This is a genomic window from Psychrobacter sp. 78a-MNA-CIBAN-0178, assembly GCF_040309625.1.
In the GTDB taxonomy this organism is placed as follows: domain Bacteria; phylum Pseudomonadota; class Gammaproteobacteria; order Pseudomonadales; family Moraxellaceae; genus Psychrobacter; species Psychrobacter okhotskensis.
This window is the reverse complement of sequence record NZ_JBEOOZ010000003.1, coordinates 132,704-149,666: the sequence shown is the minus strand read 5'-3', so window position 1 is coordinate 149,666 and position 16,963 is coordinate 132,704. Positions and strand designations below refer to the sequence as shown.

The window sequence follows — 16,963 nt, the reverse complement described above, 5'->3', positions numbered from 1 at the left end:
TTTGAATATTCTAGCAATAATATTTCAGTAATATTAATGATACCGTTTGGCAGATTTGACAGTAATTATTATTCTGGACATTCGTTATTTACTGTATTTACCCTTTTTCTAATGTATCTCATCGAGGACGTGTATGAATATGACCACAGTGACGAGCCGTAAAATTTTACCGACTACTTTAGCCGCTGCGCTTGCAGGGATACTGCTAGTATCGGGTTGTACCAAACAAGCCAATGACGATGCCGCCACTGATGCACAAGCGGAGGTACAAGACACAGAAGCCGCTAATAATAAAACCACGTCCGGTGCAGAAAAAGCCAATATCGATCGCTTGGTGATTAGTTATGCAAATATGGCTCATGCTACCTATAAAGACTCATTAGATAGCGCAAAAACCTTGCAGACCGCTGTAAATACTTATGTAGATACGCCAACTGAAGCGAACCTTGACGCGGCAAAAGCTGCCTATAAAGCGGCGCGTCAGCCTTACTCACAAACTGAAGTGTTCCGTTTTGATGAAGCCTTTGTGACTGCTGATGACCAGCGTGAGATTGGCAGCGTCGATAGCTGGGAAGGACAGGTCAATGCATGGCCGCTCGATGAAGCGCTCATTGATTACGTCAGCGACGATTACGAAGGTGAATATAACAGTCAAGACAATATCATCAATAGTGATAGCATCGCCGTCGGTAGCATCAAGCAAGATACCAGCACCATTACGCCGCAATTGTTAGCAGACATGAATGAGATTGGTGGTAGTGAAGCCAACGTAACGACTGGCTATCACGCGATTGAGTTTATGCTATGGGGACAAGATACCAATGGCGTCGGTGAGGGTGCAGGCAACCGCCCGGTTAGCGACTATATTACCACCGATGGTGAATGTACCAGTGGCGAAAGCGCAAATACAGAAGCAAGTATTTGTGAGCGTCGTGGCGAGTTCTTAAAAGCTGCTGCGCAATTATTGGTTGATGATTTAACCGCAATGGAAGCCCAATGGCAGCCTGATAGCGAACATACCTTACGCAGCGATATGATAGCGCGTAAAGATAACAATGGTCTGCGCCAGATTTTGTACCAGATGGGCAGTTTAGCACTTGGCGAGCTGGCCTCTCAGCGTATGCAAGTCGCCTTTGTCACGGGCTCTACCGAAGATGAGCACGAGTGCTTTAGTGACTTGACCCATCTAAGTTATGCCAATAATGCTCGCGGTATTCAAAATGTCTTTAATGGTAGCTATAAGACCGTCGCGGGTAAAACCGTGGGTGGCTATGGCGTGAAGAACTACCTAATTGATACTGGTCATAAAGACGTTGCTGATAAGCTGGCGGCTGATTTTAGTAAGGTGGAAAGTGATTTTAATATCATCGTCGAAAAGGGCGAAAAAGAAGGCATCAAGATTGATCAAATGATTGCGACTGTTGGTCAAGCCAGTAAACAAGGTATCTCTGCTGAAGAGCAAAATACGCGTCGTGGTTGGGTTGAGACTGCCATTACCAGCTTGCAAGAATTGACGACTGGTATTGAAAATGCGGCAAAAGCGGCTGGCATTGACAATCTAGATGCTGATGCAGGTTCACAGTTTTAAGCTCAGCTTATACGCTTACTAGCGTCAGTTGTATTCATTTATAATGCCTGATAAGTCTTTATAAGTGAATGAGAATTATTTTCATAGGAAAGTAATTTATGTATAATACACACGTTGTCAATCTCGGTTGGCAGTGTGTTTTTTTATGCCCTATTAAAATAACGCTACCAGCCAGCTTTCTTACAGTTGTACCCTGTTGACTGTAACGACATATTGTTATGGTGCGCGATTTTGATGGTTCTATACTAGCGCTAAGGCAATGCTTATGAACGCCCTTCCTGCCACGAAAGACAGATCATCTATGTCTCTTCATACCTTTTTATTGTCTAAAAATACATCATTAAAGCTTGCGCTTAGTGCGCTCTGCATATGGTCACTTGCGGCTTGTCAACCGACTGACAGCTCATCCGCTGATAAGAATGACACGCAGGCTGGTAAGCAGGATGATAGTTCATTGTCTACTGAGCGCAGTCAAAACATCGAAGCGCTGGCTGGGGTATCCATGCAGCAGCTTGCTTCCTTTGACCCGCAAGAGATTAAGCAAGGCGGTGATACTGGTATCAGCATTACCAGCGCTGAGAGTTACTCAAAACCCTCGTCAAACCTCACCGCCTCACGTAAAGGCTCTTTTTTTATTGGCAATGCATTCTTTCAACAACCGTGGGTGGTAGCGCCTGCTAGCACGGACAGCCGTGACGGTCTTGGTGCGTTATTCAATGTCGCTGCCTGCCAATCGTGCCACGTCAAAGACGGTCGTGGTCACGCGCCGATGAGCAGTGAGGACGATGCTGATAGTTTATTAATACGTCTGTCTATGCCAGCGACAACAGATGAGCAGCGTCAGCAATTGCAGAATTCCCAGATCGAAAAAGTGGTGCATCCTATGTATGGCGGTCAGTTACAGGATCGCGGTATTCAGGGTGTACCGGCCGAAGCGCGAATTGCGGTACAGTGGACTGATAAGCCAGTGACCTTTGCCGATGGTTATGTTGAAACCCTACGTGCGCCGACCTTTGAGTTGACCAAACCCGGCTATGGCGCATTCGATGATGAGATGATGGTCTCGCCGCGCATCGCCTTGCCAATGATTGGTCTGGGCCTACTTGAGCAAATTCCAGACGCAGACATTAAAAAACAAGCCAGCCAAACGCCTAATAATAAAAATAGCGATGGCATCAGTGGTAAGTTTAATTGGGTGATGGACCCGCAAACGGGCAAGCATGCGCTCGGTCGTTTTGGTTGGAAGGCCGGTCAGACCAAGCTGATTACGCAAAACCAAAGTGCCTTTAATGAGGATATGGGGCTGACCTCAAACATTCGTCCACATGAGTCTTGCATGCCGAGCCAAACCGCTTGTATTAAAGCGACCACTGGCGCTGATGAGCAAGGTAATGGCAAGACACCGGTCGAAGTGAATGATGAAGTCGCGAAGTTTGTAGAATTTTATACGCGGAACTTAGCGGTGCCACATCGCCGCAATGCCGATGATAAATTGGTGCTGGCTGGTAAAAAACGCTTTTATGATATGGGCTGCCAGAGTTGTCATACGCCAAGATATCAGTTGCCAAAAACTGACGACGATCATCTTGAGCAGCATGGACAAGTCATTTATCCTTACACAGATTTGCTGCTGCATGATATGGGTGATGATCTTGCCGATCGTACGATAGCGGGTAAGCTACCGGCAAAAGATGCACAAGTTGAGTTTTTGGCCAACTCATATGAATGGCGTACGCCGGCATTGTGGGGGATTGGTCTGGCTCAAACCGTCGATCCACAAGCGACCTTTTTACATGATGGTCGCGCGCGCACGCTGATGGAAGCGGTACTATGGCATGGCGGTGAAGCAGAAAAACAACGCCAAAAAGTATTGAAGTTGGACAAGCAAGGACGCGCAGAATTAAACGCCTTCTTAAAATCATTATAAAGGTGATATAAATTATTACTTATCCCATTACCGAGAAACTTATGAAAATAAATCCTGCATTAGCAATGGCGTTATCGGCACTGAGTGCTGGATTACTCATCAGTTGTGTCAAGCCTGCCGATGAGAATAAAACAGCAGAGGTGGATAGCCAAACCGTCGCGCAAGATGGCGCTGCCTCAAATAGTACGGCCGCCGATAGCGCGAATGACGAACAGATAGTCGCCATAGATATCAGCGCGGAGACCGAAAAAACCTATCTGACCCATGTGGCTGAAGACATTGTCATTCCGGCTTATGCAGATGCAGCGAAGCAAAGTGGTTTGTTACATGATTTGGCGCAGAAGCATTGTCAGCAAGCGCCTGTCAGCAGTGATGAGTTACAAGCGTTACGTGCTCAGTGGCTGGTGCTGGCGCAAGCATGGGCGAGTGCTGAGATGATCAACTTCGGTCCTGCGACTGCTAGTATGAGCAACTTGTACATTAACTATTATCCTGACGAGCGCGGCTTGGTACACAGTGGGGTTGCAGAGCTAATCGCGGCCAATCCAAAACTAACCCCAGAGCAGCTCGCTAACGAGAGCGCTATTGTGCAAGGCGTACCAGGTCTGGAAGAGGCGCTATTTGCCAATGACAGCTTGAATGCTGCTCAATGTGCTTATGTAGTCAGCGCCAGCGCGGCACTAAGCACGCGATTAAAAGACATCGAAAGTAACTGGCAGCAGAACGCCACGACTTTACTGGCGATTGATAAAACGGCTGATAGCGATCAAGGTTTGAACCAGTGGTTTAACGCTTTATTGTCATTGATTGAGACGATGAAGACCAATGCTATTGATGAGCCATTAGGTCTTACAGGCAAAGCCAAGGGTCATCTGCCTGCTGCTACCGCTGGACAAAGCCGCGCTATTATTAATGCTAAGTTGGCTACCTTGAATAAAACGCTGACTGACCCAGTATTGACGGCCATTCTTGGTAGCAATGATGAGAATGCTATTGCGGCCAGTCTATCAAGCGAGCTGGCTGATACCACCACGCTATTGGCGCAGATGCCAGAGGATTTAGCGACTGCCGATAAAGCCAAGCAGCAAGAATTGTTTGATCACTTTACGACCATTACCCGCCTGATGAAACGCCAATTGATTCCGACCCTCGGTATCCGTGTTGGCTTTAACAGCAATGATGGCGATTAAGTCATGCAAACCTCTGAAGCCTATACAGCTGCGATAGCTAAACGTCATAGCGCGTCCTCTAAAGCAACGCCTAGACCAGCAGACAAGCGCTCAAATCATGAGCCGCTGATGACTTCGGCTTTGACTACGCTTGGTAGCGTACTGGGAACGGCGGCATTGGTTGGTATCCATCATCACTATCGCAAGCAGCATCAGCCTGAAGCACGATTGCAGGATTATGTGTCGGGTGTGCGTGCTCAGCTGCATACATTGCAAGCATCGCCCAAGCCCCAGTTGACCCGCCTTCGCTATGCCTATCAGCAAGCATCTGCTGCGTGGCAACGAGCTTATCATGATGATATCGATGATAAAAATCGTGATAGTAAAAATATCGTCACTGAGCTGACGGCAATACATAGCACCATTATGTTGGCGCGTCCAGTATGCTGGGTCAGTGGCGTAGCGTCGATGCCACAGAACCGCTCATTGATAAATAACGACGATAGCAATGATGATAGTAGTAATGATGAAACTGGCTTTGGGGTGGTTGGTATCGATGCAGACCGACAAATCGTTTGGCAGACCACCATGCCTGAGCGTGTCCACGATATCGTTGTCCAGCCAATCCCTAATATTCAAAATAGACAAAACGATCAAAACAAATCAAATACTCATAACTGTCCACGCGATGTTGTGGTGCTGGGTCGCCGCCCTAGTGAAAAGTTTTGGGTATTAGATACGGCGATAGGGCAAGTAAAATTCGCTATTACAGCGGCTGATAATCGCCATTTTTATGGACATGCTTGCTACAGTTTGGACGGCTCAACGCTATACGTCACTGAGAATGATACGATAAGCTTGGCGGGTAAAATTGGTATCTACGATGCTCGTAATAATTATAGCAAAGTAGCCGAGTTTGACACGCATGGTATTGGGCCACATGAGTTGATCATGCATCCAGATGGCGAGACGTTGGTCATCGCTAATGGCGGTATCAAAACAGAACAAGCCTCGCGTGAAGAGCTGAATCTCGATACCATGCGTCCATCTTTGGCTTATTTGAATCGTCATGACGGAACGCTGATTGAGCAAATTACTCCTGAGCACAATCAGATGAGTGTGCGCCATTTGGCCATACATGATGATGGCACGGTGATGATTGGTATTCAGTTCCAAGGTGAAAAACATATCAATGTGCCGTTAGTCTTGACCCACTATCGCGGTGATCCCGACTTTAAACCATTGATTATGCCTAACAATCAATGGCAACGCTTCCATCAATACATTGCCAGTGTCGCGGTTGATAGTGAGCGCAATCTGTTGTGTGTGACCACACCAATTGGCGGCTGTGCGGCGATTTATGATTTAAACACACGTATGCTGATTGATGCTGTGCGTTTGCCAGATTGTGCAGGAGCCTCGCTATTCGCGGGTCAGGTATCTGGTCAGGCCAAAAACAAGGATGGAACATCAGGTTTTATCGTCAGCGACGGGCACGGGAAACTGACAAGATTGTGGGTCAATACGCTATCAGTAGAGACATCGGATTTAGCAGAGTTAGATTCCAAGAATACAGCTGCTATTATTGTGCAGGACAGTCAGATACATAATATGTCTTTTGACAATCATCTGCAGGCAGTCTTAGCATAAGTGGTATAAAAGGATAAAATCACGATGCCGCAACCGAGTACGTCGCTCGTATTAGATTTGGCCAGACAACAGCTGGCACAAGCGGGTATTGCGCTACACGTGAGTAAAAAACGCGTCAAAAATATAAATTTTCGCCTAAAGCCTCATGCGCTTATGGTTTCTGTACCGATGTCTATCAGCGCCAGCCAAATCGCTCAAGCTGTCGATAAGCGTGTCTCATGGGCGCTAGACCACCATCCGCAAGTATTGGCACGCTACCATCGCAACCAAACCCCGAAACCTGAAGCTTCAAGCGTAGACAGCCCCGTTAGCTTGTGGGGTATCGTACAATCGTTCACCCTCAGTCACGATGAAAAAATGGCTTATTATCGGCAACAACTTACGGAAGTAAATCCGACGCTATTCGCTAAGTGGCAGCCAATAGTCGGTGCTACCGCTAACGAAGTACGACTGAAAAAAATGCATACGCGCTGGGGCAGTTGTAACACTCGCGCGCGCCGAATTTGGTTGTCCGTGTATCTTCCTGCTTATCCGATTGAATGCACCGAATACGTCATCGTCCACGAGCTGTGTCACCTGCATCATGCCAATCATAGCAAGGCATTTTGGCAGACGGTAGCAGCAGCGATGCCAGATTATCAGCAGTGGCACAATATGCTGGCGGGTAAAACGGGTCAGTTAGACTAAAGGTCTCACGCAAATCATATAAAGATAAGCGCGCAGCCTGATATGATAAATGCTCATGGTACACCGCCTGTTATTTAAATAATCAAGCCAGATACAAGGATGTCAGATGAAAAATGTCAATCAAGCCGAATTTTGGCAGCAGCGTTATGAGACTGGTAGCATACAGTGGGATATGGGACAGGTGTCACCACCGCTAAAAGCTTATATCGACCAACTGCCAGCCACTGCGAAAGATCAGGCCATTTTAGTGCCGGGTGCAGGCAATGCGTATGAGGTAGGTTATCTACATGAGCAGGGTTTTACCAATGTTACGTTGGTCGATTTCGCTGCTGCGCCGATTGAGACTTTTGCTGAACGTTATCCTGATTTTCCCTCCAAGCATTTAATTTGTGCAGATTTTTTTCATTTATCAGCTGAGCAATATCAATTTGATTGGATACTCGAACAGACGTTCTTTTGTGCGATAAATCCGTCACGTCGTGATGAATATGTCGAGCAGATGGCAGCGTTATTGAAGCCGCAAGGCAAGCTGGTTGGCCTACTTTTTAATGTGGATTTTGGGCGTGATGAACCACCGTTTGGTGGCACAATAGAGGAATATCAGCAGCGCTTTGAGGCGTATTTTGATATAGAGATTATGGAGGCCAGCTATAATTCGCATCCTGCACGCCAAGGCAGCGAGTTATTTATCAAGCTGCAAGCGCAGTAATCTCACGCTTGATATTGTCCCGAGCTGGCTTTTCTAATCGCTCAAAGTAAAAATCAGTCAAATACAGTCTTGAGTGCGCCAGTAGTCCTTTTAGCACAGCTGTGCGTCCGATACGGTAATCTGTCACTGGCACATGTGCATATTCTTGGCGTACTGCAGATGCATACAGTTCATATTCAGACCACGCAGCACCCAACATACTTAAATCCATATCTAACAAATAAGCCGCATCGCTGCGTTTATTAGCATCCAGTAATTCATCAAGTTGATGGGTAGCCGTCATCATAATCAGCGCGTAGATAAGTTGGCATTGCTCAGTAGTCAGATAAGGACTTAACGATTCCACCGCATATTTTGCACTTTTAAGCTCATTATCTGAGCGCGTCGGCTCGTATATCACATCGTGATAATACAATGCTAAAGCGATAATATGCGGCTCATAAAGATGAGATTTAACTTGCTCAAATTGGGCAAACAACTGCTCAATATGGCGCAAGGTATGATAAGCGCGTTGAGGTTCGTTGTAGCGGATAGCGACTGCTTGCCAAAGCGCTTGTACTTCCCTTGGATCAATATTATTAGCAATGGCAGCTAAATGCATGGCGAAGCGCTGACCAAGGTCGGACGTTACGTGCGAGACATCATTCATATTTACCCTCACTTGCCTAACATGATTAACGCCTCATAATCTCAACAGTTCACTCAGCTTTTATTAGCTGATTCTTCAAAAGCTTGTTTAAACACTTTGCCCAGTAAATTTACATCGTCGACACGCGCATAATTCAAACGGGTGACAAAGGCGATGTGGCGATGTGGGCCTTTTTCTGCCAATGGCACTGCGACTGCATTTTGGTTTTGTAGATGTAATTGATCCAGCGCCATTTCAGGTACTAAGGTTGTACCCATATTGGCAAGTGCCATCTGAATGAGGGTGTTGAGACTGGCGTCAGAAAAGCTCGACTTCATCTGTGCGCGATCAAAATGACATACTGATAGCGTCTGATCGGTTAGGCAATGTCCTTCACCTAACAGCATAAGATTGGCCGTAGCGAGCTCGTCAGAATTAATGGTCTCAAGCTTGGCATGGACATCGTCTTTTGGGAATACCGCAAAGAAGTCTTCACTCCAAAATTCAAAACTGTGCAAGCCCTCTACGGCATAGGGTAGCGCAATGATGGCTGTGTCAATATGACCGTAACGCACTTGCTCGAGTAAGCGTTCGGTTTGCTGCTCAACGATGGTCATACGAAATTCTGGATAATTGGCTCGCAGCGCTGGCAGGACTTTTGGTAGTAAATAAGGCGCAATCGTTGGAATAATACCGACAGTCATCGGGTAGGCAAGTGGCGTTTGATGACTATGCGCACGGGTGGTCAAGTCGCTCACTTCAGAGAATACACGCTGCGCCCGCGTGAGGATATCTTGCCCAATAGGAGTGATAAGTACTTGTTTGTTATTACGCTCAAAAATCTGCGTGTCTAATTGTTTTTCTAATTCTGCGATACCTAAGCTCAGCGCAGACTGCGAAATATTACAATCTTCCGCTGCCCGTTTGAAATGGCGGTGTTTAGCGACTGCTAAGGCAAATTCAAGTTGACGTAAGGTAATCATAAGACCTCTTTTATTGTTGGTTTTTATGCAAGTGATGATACTTATGTCTCTTGGTCATTATCGAAACTTACCGATAGCGCACTGATGACAGGAAGTAGATAGAATAGTTTAACAAGTTTAATAAAACAAAACATCACATTAAAAACTTTTAACTGGATTAACCATAGAATTCGCGTATAGTTTGTCAGGTAGCCCAGATAGTTCAAGGCTTAACGGAAACAATCAAATAAATAATCACAATTTTATTCAATCATACTTAATCAAAAAAGGAGCCAATCATGGCGTCTATTATCAATCAAGAAATCCCAGAATTTTCAGCAGATGCATATGTAAACGGTGAATTCAAAACCATCACTTCAGAAGACGTAAAAGGTGACTGGGCGATTTTCCTATTTTACCCAGCTGACTTTACCTTTGTTTGCCCAACTGAACTTGAAGACATGGCAAACCATTATGAAGAGCTTAAAGGTTTGGGCGTAGAAGTGTATTCAGTATCGACTGACACTCATTTCACGCACAAAGCATGGCATGACTCTTCAGAGGCTATCGGTAAAGTGACCTATCCAATGATCGGTGATCCTACTGGTAAAATCACTCGTGGTTTTAACGTGATGATCGAAGAAGCAGGTTTGGCTGAGCGCGGTACTTTCTTAATCGATCCAGATGGTTTGATTCAAGTTGCTGAGATTCATGCTGGCGGTATCGGCCGTAGTGCAAAAGACATGCTACGTAAAGTAAAAGCAGCACAGTATGTTCGTGAAAACGACGGCGAAGTTTGCCCAGCAGCTTGGGAACAAGGTGGCGATACATTGAAGCCAAGTCTTGACCTAGTTGGTAAGATCTAAGTCGGCAAAATCTAAGTAGTTATCCAACTATTTAGCGAGAGGTGCGCTGTTTTTATGATTTTTTAATCTGAACCAGTGCTATAAATAAAGACCCCATCAGCATACGTTGATGGGGTCTTTTTATATTAATAGTTTAGATTTTTATTGTTGTTTGTCGATAATAGATGAACGATTATGCTTGAGATTGCGTTTTGTTTTTATCGATTATCTTATAAATCTCATCTTTAAGATGTAGCTTGCGCCGCTTCATTTGTTCGATTTCTTCATCGCGGCTGGCGTGTTTGACCACGTCATTTTCGAGCTTGTTGATTTGCCTATCCAGCGTGGTGTGTTCATCGAAGATACTCGCAAAGTGCGTATTTTTTTGTTTGAGCTCATCGATGATGTCGCTGTGGTCTTGCCATTTATCAGTCATGGTCATGTTGTCATCCTTGTTATTTAGCGTGTGCTTAACATAAGCAGTGACGCGTTGTGGTTAAGGCAGATTATGATTGTGAGACTTGTTGATTATAAAATTAAGATTTATAAAACTAGGGCGTGTCATCATTTAGATTGTGAGGCTTAAAATGAGGAAAATTGCAGCCAAACAAGGAAGGAATTGCCGTAAATATGAACATATTGACAAGATTTCTGACGATGTTTGACTAAATTTAGCCATTTTAAGACCACTAAATGTATCAATGTGCTAATTGATGACATTCCCTAGATGTAAGAAATTCTTAGCAGTAATTTTAGGGCGTCTCCTTAATCTGAATGAGTATGCTCAGATGAGATCAAAATGAAGATACGCCCTAATAAATGAAGCATTAAGCGTGAGATTGCGTTTTGTTTTTATCGATTATCTTATAAATCTCATCTTTAAGATGTAGCTTGCGCCGCTTCATTTGTTCTATTTCATCATCACAGCTGCTATGTTTTATTAAATCCTTCTCAAGATAATTGATCTTTTCATCAAGCTGAGTATGCTCGGCAAAAATACTCGCAAAATGACTGTCTTTTTGCTTAAGTTCAGCAATGATTTCTTTGTTATCTGTCCTTGTATCAGTCTTTCTCATCTGGTCATCCTTGTTATGAAGCGCAAGCTAACGATTAGCATCAGCGCATTGTCGTTAAGATCTATGATTGTGAGACTCGATTATTATTGAACCAAACCGCTATTACTCTCAATAGTGATAAGGCTTAATACAAGCAAAAATAGCCTTTAATAAGCATGCATAAAAGCCAGGTTTCCGCTAGAAAACAGGAATTATTCCTATTGCTCTTACTCGATTGTAGCGAAAAAACCCTGTTGATACTATGAGAATAATCTTCTTGTAAGTTTAAATTTAATTAAAAATGACAGTTAATGATTGGTTTTATAAAACATAAGATTTGGGTTTCTCAGCTTGCTCAAACTCATGAAACCTATGATAATAGGGACATCGAAAGGTACAAGCCTTATCCAAATAACACTTTAAACAATATTACTGACTCCAGATTTTCCATCTTTACACGTGCAACCACTTAGTTGTCGTTACATATTGAATAATAATGAGGAACAAACATGATAGATCAAAGTTTATTAGATGCTGTCAAAAGCTATAGCGAGAATATGACCCGTCCCATTACCTTTGTATTGGGTAGCGGTGAGCATGCAAAGCGCGCAGAGTTGATTGATTTTTTGACCAAAATTGCTGGTACGACTGACAAGATTAATTTTGATGTCGACGCTAATGACGACAGCTTATCGAGTCCCATTAGCTTTAAAGTCGTCAGCCATGCTGATGACGCGTTGACTGATACGGGTATCGTCTTTAGCGGTATTCCTGGTGGTCATGAGTTTACCTCGCTTATCTTGGCAATCTTGCAAGCGGGTGGTCATACGCTAAAACTAGACGAAGGCATTCAAAAGCTGATTAAGCGTTTTAATAAGCCACTACAGTTCCAGACTTACGTGTCGTTATCTTGCCACAGTTGCCCAGAAGTCGTGCAAGCGTTGAATCAATTTGCCTTATTGAATGACGGCATCAGCAATGAGATGATCGATGGCGCGTTATTCCAAGAGCAAGTAGAAGCAAATAACATCCAAGGCGTACCAGCGGTATTTTTAAATGGTAAACCTTTTGCTAATGGTTTGATTGATACGGCCAAGTTGATTACCAAGTTGCAAGAGCAGTTCCCTGACTTGTTGGCAGAGGGTAGTGCAGACGATGCTGAGCAATTAGAGCAGCAAGATGTCACTATTATCGGTGCAGGCCCTGCTGGCGTTGCCGCTGCTATCTATACCGCGCGTAAAGGCCTAAAAGTGACCATGGTCGCTGATCGTATCGGTGGGCAGGTCAAAGATACCCAAGATATCGAAAACTTGATTTCTGTACCATTGACGACAGGTACGCATCTATCAGCAGACTTTGTCAAACATTTAGGCGAATACAATATCACGCTGAAAGAACACGTCAGCGTCAAAGAAATTGGCGAGACTAAGGAAGAGAACTATAGTATTCACCTCAACACTGGTGAGACGTTTGAGACGCGTAGTATCATCCTAGCGACGGGTGCTCAGTGGCGTAAGCTTGGTGTACCGGGCGAAGAAGAAAACATTGGTAAAGGCGTGGCTTACTGTGCGCACTGTGATGGACCCTTCTTTAAAGGTAAAGAAATCTCTGTCATCGGTGGTGGTAACTCCGGTGTCGAAGCGGCGTTAGACCTTGCGGGTATCGTGCAGCATGTGACGGTGCTTGAGTTCGCTGATGATCTAAAAGCGGATCAGGTATTGATTAACAAAGCCAAAGAGAAGTCAAACATCGAGTTTATCACTGGGGCGGCGACCAAAGAGATTAAGGCTACTGATGGTAAAGTCAGCTCTATCGTCTTTGAAGATCGCAAAACAGGTGAAACTCATGAGCGTGATTTGTCCGGTGTCTTTGTACAGATTGGCTTAGTCCCTAATACTGGATTTATCAAAGGCTTTGTTGATTTAAACCGCTTTGGTGAAATTGAGATTGATGAGCGCTGCCGTACGGATCGCAAAGGTATCTTTGCTTGTGGTGACGTCACGACTGTGCCATTTAAGCAAATTAACATTGCGATGGGCGAGGGTTCAAAAGCGGCGTTGAGTGCTTTTGAGTACTTGGTCATGCAGTAGATTATTTAGCTTTAAAGTTAGTTTGAGAAGCCACCTCTTTTGAGGTGGTTTTTTTGTGAAAAATGTTTTACTGCTTGTTAAATAATATAAGTTGACGTATGTTTGTTAATATTTTTTTTATGAGAACTTAATAGTGAAAAATAAATGTGCAATCAACAAAAATAGTCATTGGGCTAAATGTCTGGTTTTTATATCGTTTATATTTAGTGTAACCAATGCTTATGCAGGGCAAACCGTCAATGAGATTCTGAATGAATACTATCCCATCTATAATGAGACAAAGCAGTGTCAAGGTATTATGGCTAATAACGGTTCATCATCTGGCGAAGAAACACCGCATCAAAGCGGATATTGCATAGAGATTGATAGACAACTGGAGGTACGAACCAAGCAAGGTAAACGGTTATACATATCAGTCATTGGTGACGTCGCTTTTCATGAAAATGGTGCTGCGGCATATAGTTCTCACGCTGATACTGGTCTAGTGGGTATGTTCGTTTTAAAGCCACAAGGTTCCGGTTGGGAGGTGGAATACGCTAATCCAGTGATGAATGCAGGCGCTTCTGGTGCAGGACTAAAAGACTGGAAGCTGATACGAGTTGCCCCTGATATTTGGGGATTTATTAATATTCATAGTGATTCGCACTACATTCAATCTTTTTCTAAATACGTATTAATGACACCAGACCCTAAGTCAAAAAAAGTGATATATAGTCATATAGCTGCGAAAGCAACTACAGAAAACAATCCTATAGCACCATCTGGCTGTAGTAAAGATAGAAAGGTAGAATATTGCACATTATTGAAAGCCAAGCTCAATATCGATAAAACGACGCTGATAAATGGTTTTTACCCGCTAGAGATTACAATCAGTGGTCATAAGTATAACTATAACGGTTCAGAAAAAAAGACCTATAACAATCAGGTCTATAAAATAAAATACGAGCCGAAAAAAGGGTATCAAAAGCCCAAAGATTATCCCGTATAGTGATATCATCAGAGTCATTTACTGAGCCAATTGAGGTAGGTATGATGCACGCCAAATTATATGGATCAATACTCATGTTAAGGTTATGTCTTAGTTTTGGATTACTAGGTTTTGTCACAAATGCCTCTGCTGCTGATAGCGTGATGGATATCCTCAAGCCGTACTATCCGATTTATAATGAAGCATTAGGGTGTCATGGTGCGATTGCCCCTTCTGGTTCCGTAAGTGGTTTAACTAGAGAACCTTATATGACCGGCTATTGCATCGATATTGATCGGCAAAAAGTCATAGAGACGGATAAAGGTAAACGCTTATATATATTAATTACAGGCGATGTTAGCTTTGATGAAGATGGTAAAGAAGTTTTACGCGGTCATGGCGCTAGTGGTTTAGTCGGTATGTTTGTTTTAAAACCTAAAGGTGAAGGTTGGCAAGTTGAGTCGGCCAATCCTTATATGAATGCAGGTAGTTGGGGGCTTGGTTTAGGGGGTTGGGGTTTAGAACAGTTTGCCCCAAATACGTGGGGCTTTATGAACGAGCATGGTGATACGCATCAAGGTTACACGAGTACCAGCTTTGTGATATTGACGCCAAATGGTCGCGGTATAATGGAGAACTGGATTGGCGCAGGTTTTGATAGTGATGGTTCAGACAGTTGCGGTGGTAAGGGACAGCGTCTGTGTAATGATAGGAGTGCTGATTTAGAAATTGATACCAGTAAAACGGTAAACGGGTTTTACCCTCTAAAGCTAACTGTGAATGGATATAATCAGGGTAAAACCTATAAAAATAGTATCTTTTCCATCAACTACCAAAAAGACAAAGGTTATATAGAGCCTAATGAATATCCTTTGAAAGATAATTATTAGGCTTGTTTTCAATGATTCACTTTTGGTCAGCCAACACCCCAACCACCGACAGTATCTCACCTGCTTCATCCTCTTTGATGACGCGTGTCTCTTTTAAAGCTGAATCGATCCAAGCTTGTAGATGAGGATTGTTTAACATCGTTTCACAATACTGTTTGGTCGTTGGTTTTAATACTATGTTAGAGGCATCAGTATAAGTCTGCAAGCGTAGCACTACTGGCGCAAAAAAAGCATCGGCAGCCGTAAATTGACCAAATAGATAACTGTTTTTTGAGCGATTTTTTAAACAATCCGCAAAAATCTCTTCGACACGAGCAATGTCAGTCAGGCAAGCAGCGCTGGGTTGTATCCTTGCTGTAGCTCGGATATTCATCGGCATGTCACTACGAATGCCCATCAGCCCTGAATGCATTTCGGCGACGATACTTTGGCAGTAGGCGCTATTTATTCTGTTGCTATTATCAATATTGGACTTATTCAGTCCTATCCAAATATCCAAGTTTGTCAAATAATCATTGGCGTGAATGGCAATCGCTAAAGTATCCCATACCATAACTCTTTCATCATTCTCGCCATAGACTAAAACGGGTACTTTACCTGTTGGCGCATGCTCATCGAGAATCGGTGTCGCTGAGGGATGAAACAGCTCAATCACTTGCTCCTCAAAATCAATATTAAAGGCTTTGAGTAATAGCCAAGCTCGTAATGACCAAGAGGAATAGTTTTTATTGCCGATGATGAGAAGTGGTTTTTGCATCATAAAATCCTATCAAATTATATAAATAAAATTTGATTATGTACCCAATGCTGAAAATTGACCAGTCTATAGTTTAGTAATCCCAATAAAAAATGCCCATCCAAAATTTGGACGGGCGTTTTTAAAACAGCGGTAATTGTATTTAGATCAATATCAATCGTCTAACAAATCCATGCGCTTAGCGGCTTCATAGATACCGGTTGAGCGATTACCAGTACGGCAAAATATCAAGACGGGTTGCTCGGCTTGATTAAAAAAGTCAGCAAACTCCTCGACGTGGTTTTGATTGAGCTCGCTACCAGCGAATGAGACTTCTTTATAAGCAAGTCCTGCTTCCTTGGCAGCTGCTTCAATCTCAGCACTGGTCGGTTGTCCCAGTTCTTCGCCATCAGGACGATTATTGATAATGGTTTTGAAGCCGTTTTCGGCAAGCATAGGGACTTGATCAGGGGTAATTTGTCCCGTAATACTGATTTCGTGGCTCATAGGAGCTCCTTTTATTGTTTATATGAAAGAGTAAAATGTTTGTTATAAAAATACAGCATATAAGGGTAGGTTTATTGCAGTCATTTCTAAAGAGACCGTATGTAAGCGTTATAGTCGTTTTATAGCAGACCTTGCATCAATGCGCTTTGATACAGCAGTTTGGCACGTGCACCCGTACCACAAAACATCAATATGGGTTTTGGCATCGCGTGATAAAAGGCGGCAAACTGTTCTACAGTCAGCATACTCAGGCGCTCATCATCAAAGGGCAGATGGTGATAAGTCAAATTCGCTTTTGCCGTTGCATTAATAAAGTCGCAGCTGTTGGGCTGAGTGTCGACCTCGGCATCAGGGCGTATATTGAGCACTGAGCGATAACCCAGTTCCGCAATCTTGATGCATTGGCTCGGATAAATTTGCTTATAAATCGTTAAATCATTGGTCATAAAAGGGGTCGTTTGCGTTTATTAAGGAATGTAAAAAACAATAAGGCGTCAATTTGACGTTTAGAGGCTGTTTTATGTCGTTTTGGCTTGGTTTAGCTTGGCTTAGC

17 protein-coding genes are annotated in these 16,963 nt (G+C 43.7%); 10 read left to right on the top strand and 7 right to left on the bottom strand.

Features of this window, described 5'->3' with window-relative positions; all coding sequences use genetic code 11:
- Positions 1 to 133 precede the first annotated feature (133 nt).
- From AAEY80_RS03675 to AAEY80_RS03650, 6 genes are all read left to right on the top strand, one after another.
- Positions 134 to 1,588, top strand: coding sequence for an imelysin family protein (locus AAEY80_RS03675; RefSeq protein ID WP_201565506.1), 1,455 nt, complete (start codon positions 134 to 136; stop codon positions 1,586 to 1,588).
- Positions 1,589 to 1,853: 265 nt separating this feature from the next.
- Complete coding sequence (locus AAEY80_RS03670) at positions 1,854 to 3,515, top strand: di-heme oxidoreductase family protein (RefSeq protein ID WP_350587905.1); 1,662 nt, start codon at positions 1,854 to 1,856, stop codon at positions 3,513 to 3,515.
- A 41-nt stretch (positions 3,516 to 3,556) separates the two neighbouring features.
- Positions 3,557 to 4,705 carry an imelysin family protein gene (locus AAEY80_RS03665; RefSeq protein ID WP_025652344.1) on the top strand — a complete coding sequence of 383 codons (1,149 nt, stop codon included), beginning with the start codon at positions 3,557 to 3,559 and terminating at the stop codon, positions 4,703 to 4,705.
- Positions 4,706 to 4,708: 3 nt separating this feature from the next.
- Positions 4,709 to 6,334, top strand: coding sequence for a DUF1513 domain-containing protein (locus tag AAEY80_RS03660; RefSeq protein WP_025652346.1), 1,626 nt, complete (start codon positions 4,709 to 4,711; stop codon positions 6,332 to 6,334).
- A 24-nt stretch (positions 6,335 to 6,358) separates the two neighbouring features.
- Positions 6,359 to 7,021: a M48 family metallopeptidase gene (locus AAEY80_RS03655; RefSeq protein ID WP_025652347.1), complete on the top strand. Its 663-nt coding sequence runs from the start codon at positions 6,359 to 6,361 to the stop codon at positions 7,019 to 7,021.
- Between the two features lie 106 nt (positions 7,022 to 7,127).
- Positions 7,128 to 7,730: a methyltransferase domain-containing protein gene (locus AAEY80_RS03650; protein ID WP_025652348.1), complete on the top strand. Its 603-nt coding sequence runs from the start codon at positions 7,128 to 7,130 to the stop codon at positions 7,728 to 7,730.
- On the opposite strand, the gene AAEY80_RS03645 is transcribed toward AAEY80_RS03650, so the two are convergent.
- Positions 7,711 to 8,379 carry an HD domain-containing protein gene (locus tag AAEY80_RS03645; protein ID WP_025652349.1) on the bottom strand — a complete coding sequence of 223 codons (669 nt, stop codon included), beginning with the start codon at positions 8,377 to 8,379 and terminating at the stop codon, positions 7,711 to 7,713. The two genes, AAEY80_RS03650 and AAEY80_RS03645, sit on opposite strands and share 20 nt — an antisense overlap.
- A gap of 53 nt (positions 8,380 to 8,432) precedes the next feature.
- Positions 8,433 to 9,341 carry a hydrogen peroxide-inducible genes activator gene (locus AAEY80_RS03640; protein ID WP_025652350.1) on the bottom strand — a complete coding sequence of 303 codons (909 nt, stop codon included), beginning with the start codon at positions 9,339 to 9,341 and terminating at the stop codon, positions 8,433 to 8,435.
- 278 nt (positions 9,342 to 9,619) lie between these two features.
- Between AAEY80_RS03640 and ahpC the strand changes: the two genes are divergently transcribed.
- On the top strand, positions 9,620 to 10,186 hold the full coding sequence (ahpC, locus tag AAEY80_RS03635; RefSeq protein ID WP_025652351.1) for an alkyl hydroperoxide reductase subunit C: 567 nt from the start codon (positions 9,620 to 9,622) through the stop codon (positions 10,184 to 10,186).
- A gap of 172 nt (positions 10,187 to 10,358) precedes the next feature.
- Here ahpC and AAEY80_RS03630 read toward each other — a convergent pair whose 3' ends face one another.
- A complete protein-coding gene (locus AAEY80_RS03630) occupies positions 10,359 to 10,607 on the bottom strand; it encodes an HP1242/YdcH family protein (protein WP_201565502.1) in 249 nt (82 codons plus the stop codon).
- A 385-nt stretch (positions 10,608 to 10,992) separates the two neighbouring features.
- A complete protein-coding gene (locus AAEY80_RS03625; protein WP_025652353.1) occupies positions 10,993 to 11,241 on the bottom strand; it encodes an HP1242/YdcH family protein in 249 nt (82 codons plus the stop codon).
- Between the two features lie 488 nt (positions 11,242 to 11,729).
- On the opposite strand from AAEY80_RS03625, the gene ahpF reads away from it, so the two are divergent.
- The 3 genes from ahpF (at position 11,730) to AAEY80_RS03610 (ending at position 15,167) form a co-directional block, all read left to right on the top strand.
- On the top strand, positions 11,730 to 13,310 hold the full coding sequence (gene ahpF, locus AAEY80_RS03620; RefSeq protein WP_025652354.1) for an alkyl hydroperoxide reductase subunit F: 1,581 nt from the start codon (positions 11,730 to 11,732) through the stop codon (positions 13,308 to 13,310).
- Positions 13,311 to 13,443: 133 nt separating this feature from the next.
- A complete protein-coding gene (locus tag AAEY80_RS03615) occupies positions 13,444 to 14,298 on the top strand; it encodes a hypothetical protein (RefSeq protein WP_025652355.1) in 855 nt (284 codons plus the stop codon).
- Positions 14,299 to 14,372: 74 nt separating this feature from the next.
- Positions 14,373 to 15,167: a hypothetical protein gene (locus AAEY80_RS03610; RefSeq protein WP_025652356.1), complete on the top strand. Its 795-nt coding sequence runs from the start codon at positions 14,373 to 14,375 to the stop codon at positions 15,165 to 15,167.
- A 16-nt stretch (positions 15,168 to 15,183) separates the two neighbouring features.
- On the opposite strand, the gene AAEY80_RS03605 is transcribed toward AAEY80_RS03610, so the two are convergent.
- The 3 genes from AAEY80_RS03605 to AAEY80_RS03595 form a co-directional block, all read right to left on the bottom strand.
- The gene (locus tag AAEY80_RS03605; protein WP_201582994.1) at positions 15,184 to 15,924 is read right to left on the bottom strand and encodes a glutathione S-transferase family protein; all 741 of its coding nucleotides are present in this window, start codon (positions 15,922 to 15,924) and stop codon (positions 15,184 to 15,186) included.
- A gap of 153 nt (positions 15,925 to 16,077) precedes the next feature.
- Entirely contained in the window at positions 16,078 to 16,410 is a 333-nt protein-coding gene (locus AAEY80_RS03600) for a protein tyrosine phosphatase family protein (protein WP_350587904.1), read from the bottom strand.
- 119 nt (positions 16,411 to 16,529) lie between these two features.
- On the bottom strand, positions 16,530 to 16,856 hold the full coding sequence (locus AAEY80_RS03595) for a protein tyrosine phosphatase family protein (RefSeq protein ID WP_025652359.1): 327 nt from the start codon (positions 16,854 to 16,856) through the stop codon (positions 16,530 to 16,532).
- Positions 16,857 to 16,963 lie beyond the last annotated feature (107 nt).

Coding starts and splice junctions, on each gene's coding strand:
- AAEY80_RS03675 (WP_201565506.1), top strand. CDS start 134: ATGAATATGACCACAGTGACGAGCCGTAAAATTTTACCGACTACTTTA.
- AAEY80_RS03670 (WP_350587905.1), top strand. CDS start 1,854: ATGAACGCCCTTCCTGCCACGAAAGACAGATCATCTATGTCTCTTCAT.
- AAEY80_RS03665 (WP_025652344.1), top strand. CDS start 3,557: ATGAAAATAAATCCTGCATTAGCAATGGCGTTATCGGCACTGAGTGCT.
- AAEY80_RS03660 (WP_025652346.1), top strand. CDS start 4,709: ATGCAAACCTCTGAAGCCTATACAGCTGCGATAGCTAAACGTCATAGC.
- AAEY80_RS03655 (WP_025652347.1), top strand. CDS start 6,359: ATGCCGCAACCGAGTACGTCGCTCGTATTAGATTTGGCCAGACAACAG.
- AAEY80_RS03650 (WP_025652348.1), top strand. CDS start 7,128: ATGAAAAATGTCAATCAAGCCGAATTTTGGCAGCAGCGTTATGAGACT.
- AAEY80_RS03645 (WP_025652349.1), bottom strand. CDS start 8,379: ATGAATGATGTCTCGCACGTAACGTCCGACCTTGGTCAGCGCTTCGCC.
- AAEY80_RS03640 (WP_025652350.1), bottom strand. CDS start 9,341: ATGATTACCTTACGTCAACTTGAATTTGCCTTAGCAGTCGCTAAACAC.
- ahpC (WP_025652351.1), top strand. CDS start 9,620: ATGGCGTCTATTATCAATCAAGAAATCCCAGAATTTTCAGCAGATGCA.
- AAEY80_RS03630 (WP_201565502.1), bottom strand. CDS start 10,607: ATGACCATGACTGATAAATGGCAAGACCACAGCGACATCATCGATGAG.
- AAEY80_RS03625 (WP_025652353.1), bottom strand. CDS start 11,241: ATGAGAAAGACTGATACAAGGACAGATAACAAAGAAATCATTGCTGAA.
- ahpF (WP_025652354.1), top strand. CDS start 11,730: ATGATAGATCAAAGTTTATTAGATGCTGTCAAAAGCTATAGCGAGAAT.
- AAEY80_RS03610 (WP_025652356.1), top strand. CDS start 14,373: ATGTTAAGGTTATGTCTTAGTTTTGGATTACTAGGTTTTGTCACAAAT.
- AAEY80_RS03605 (WP_201582994.1), bottom strand. CDS start 15,924: ATGCAAAAACCACTTCTCATCATCGGCAATAAAAACTATTCCTCTTGG.
- AAEY80_RS03600 (WP_350587904.1), bottom strand. CDS start 16,410: ATGAGCCACGAAATCAGTATTACGGGACAAATTACCCCTGATCAAGTC.
- AAEY80_RS03595 (WP_025652359.1), bottom strand. CDS start 16,856: ATGACCAATGATTTAACGATTTATAAGCAAATTTATCCGAGCCAATGC.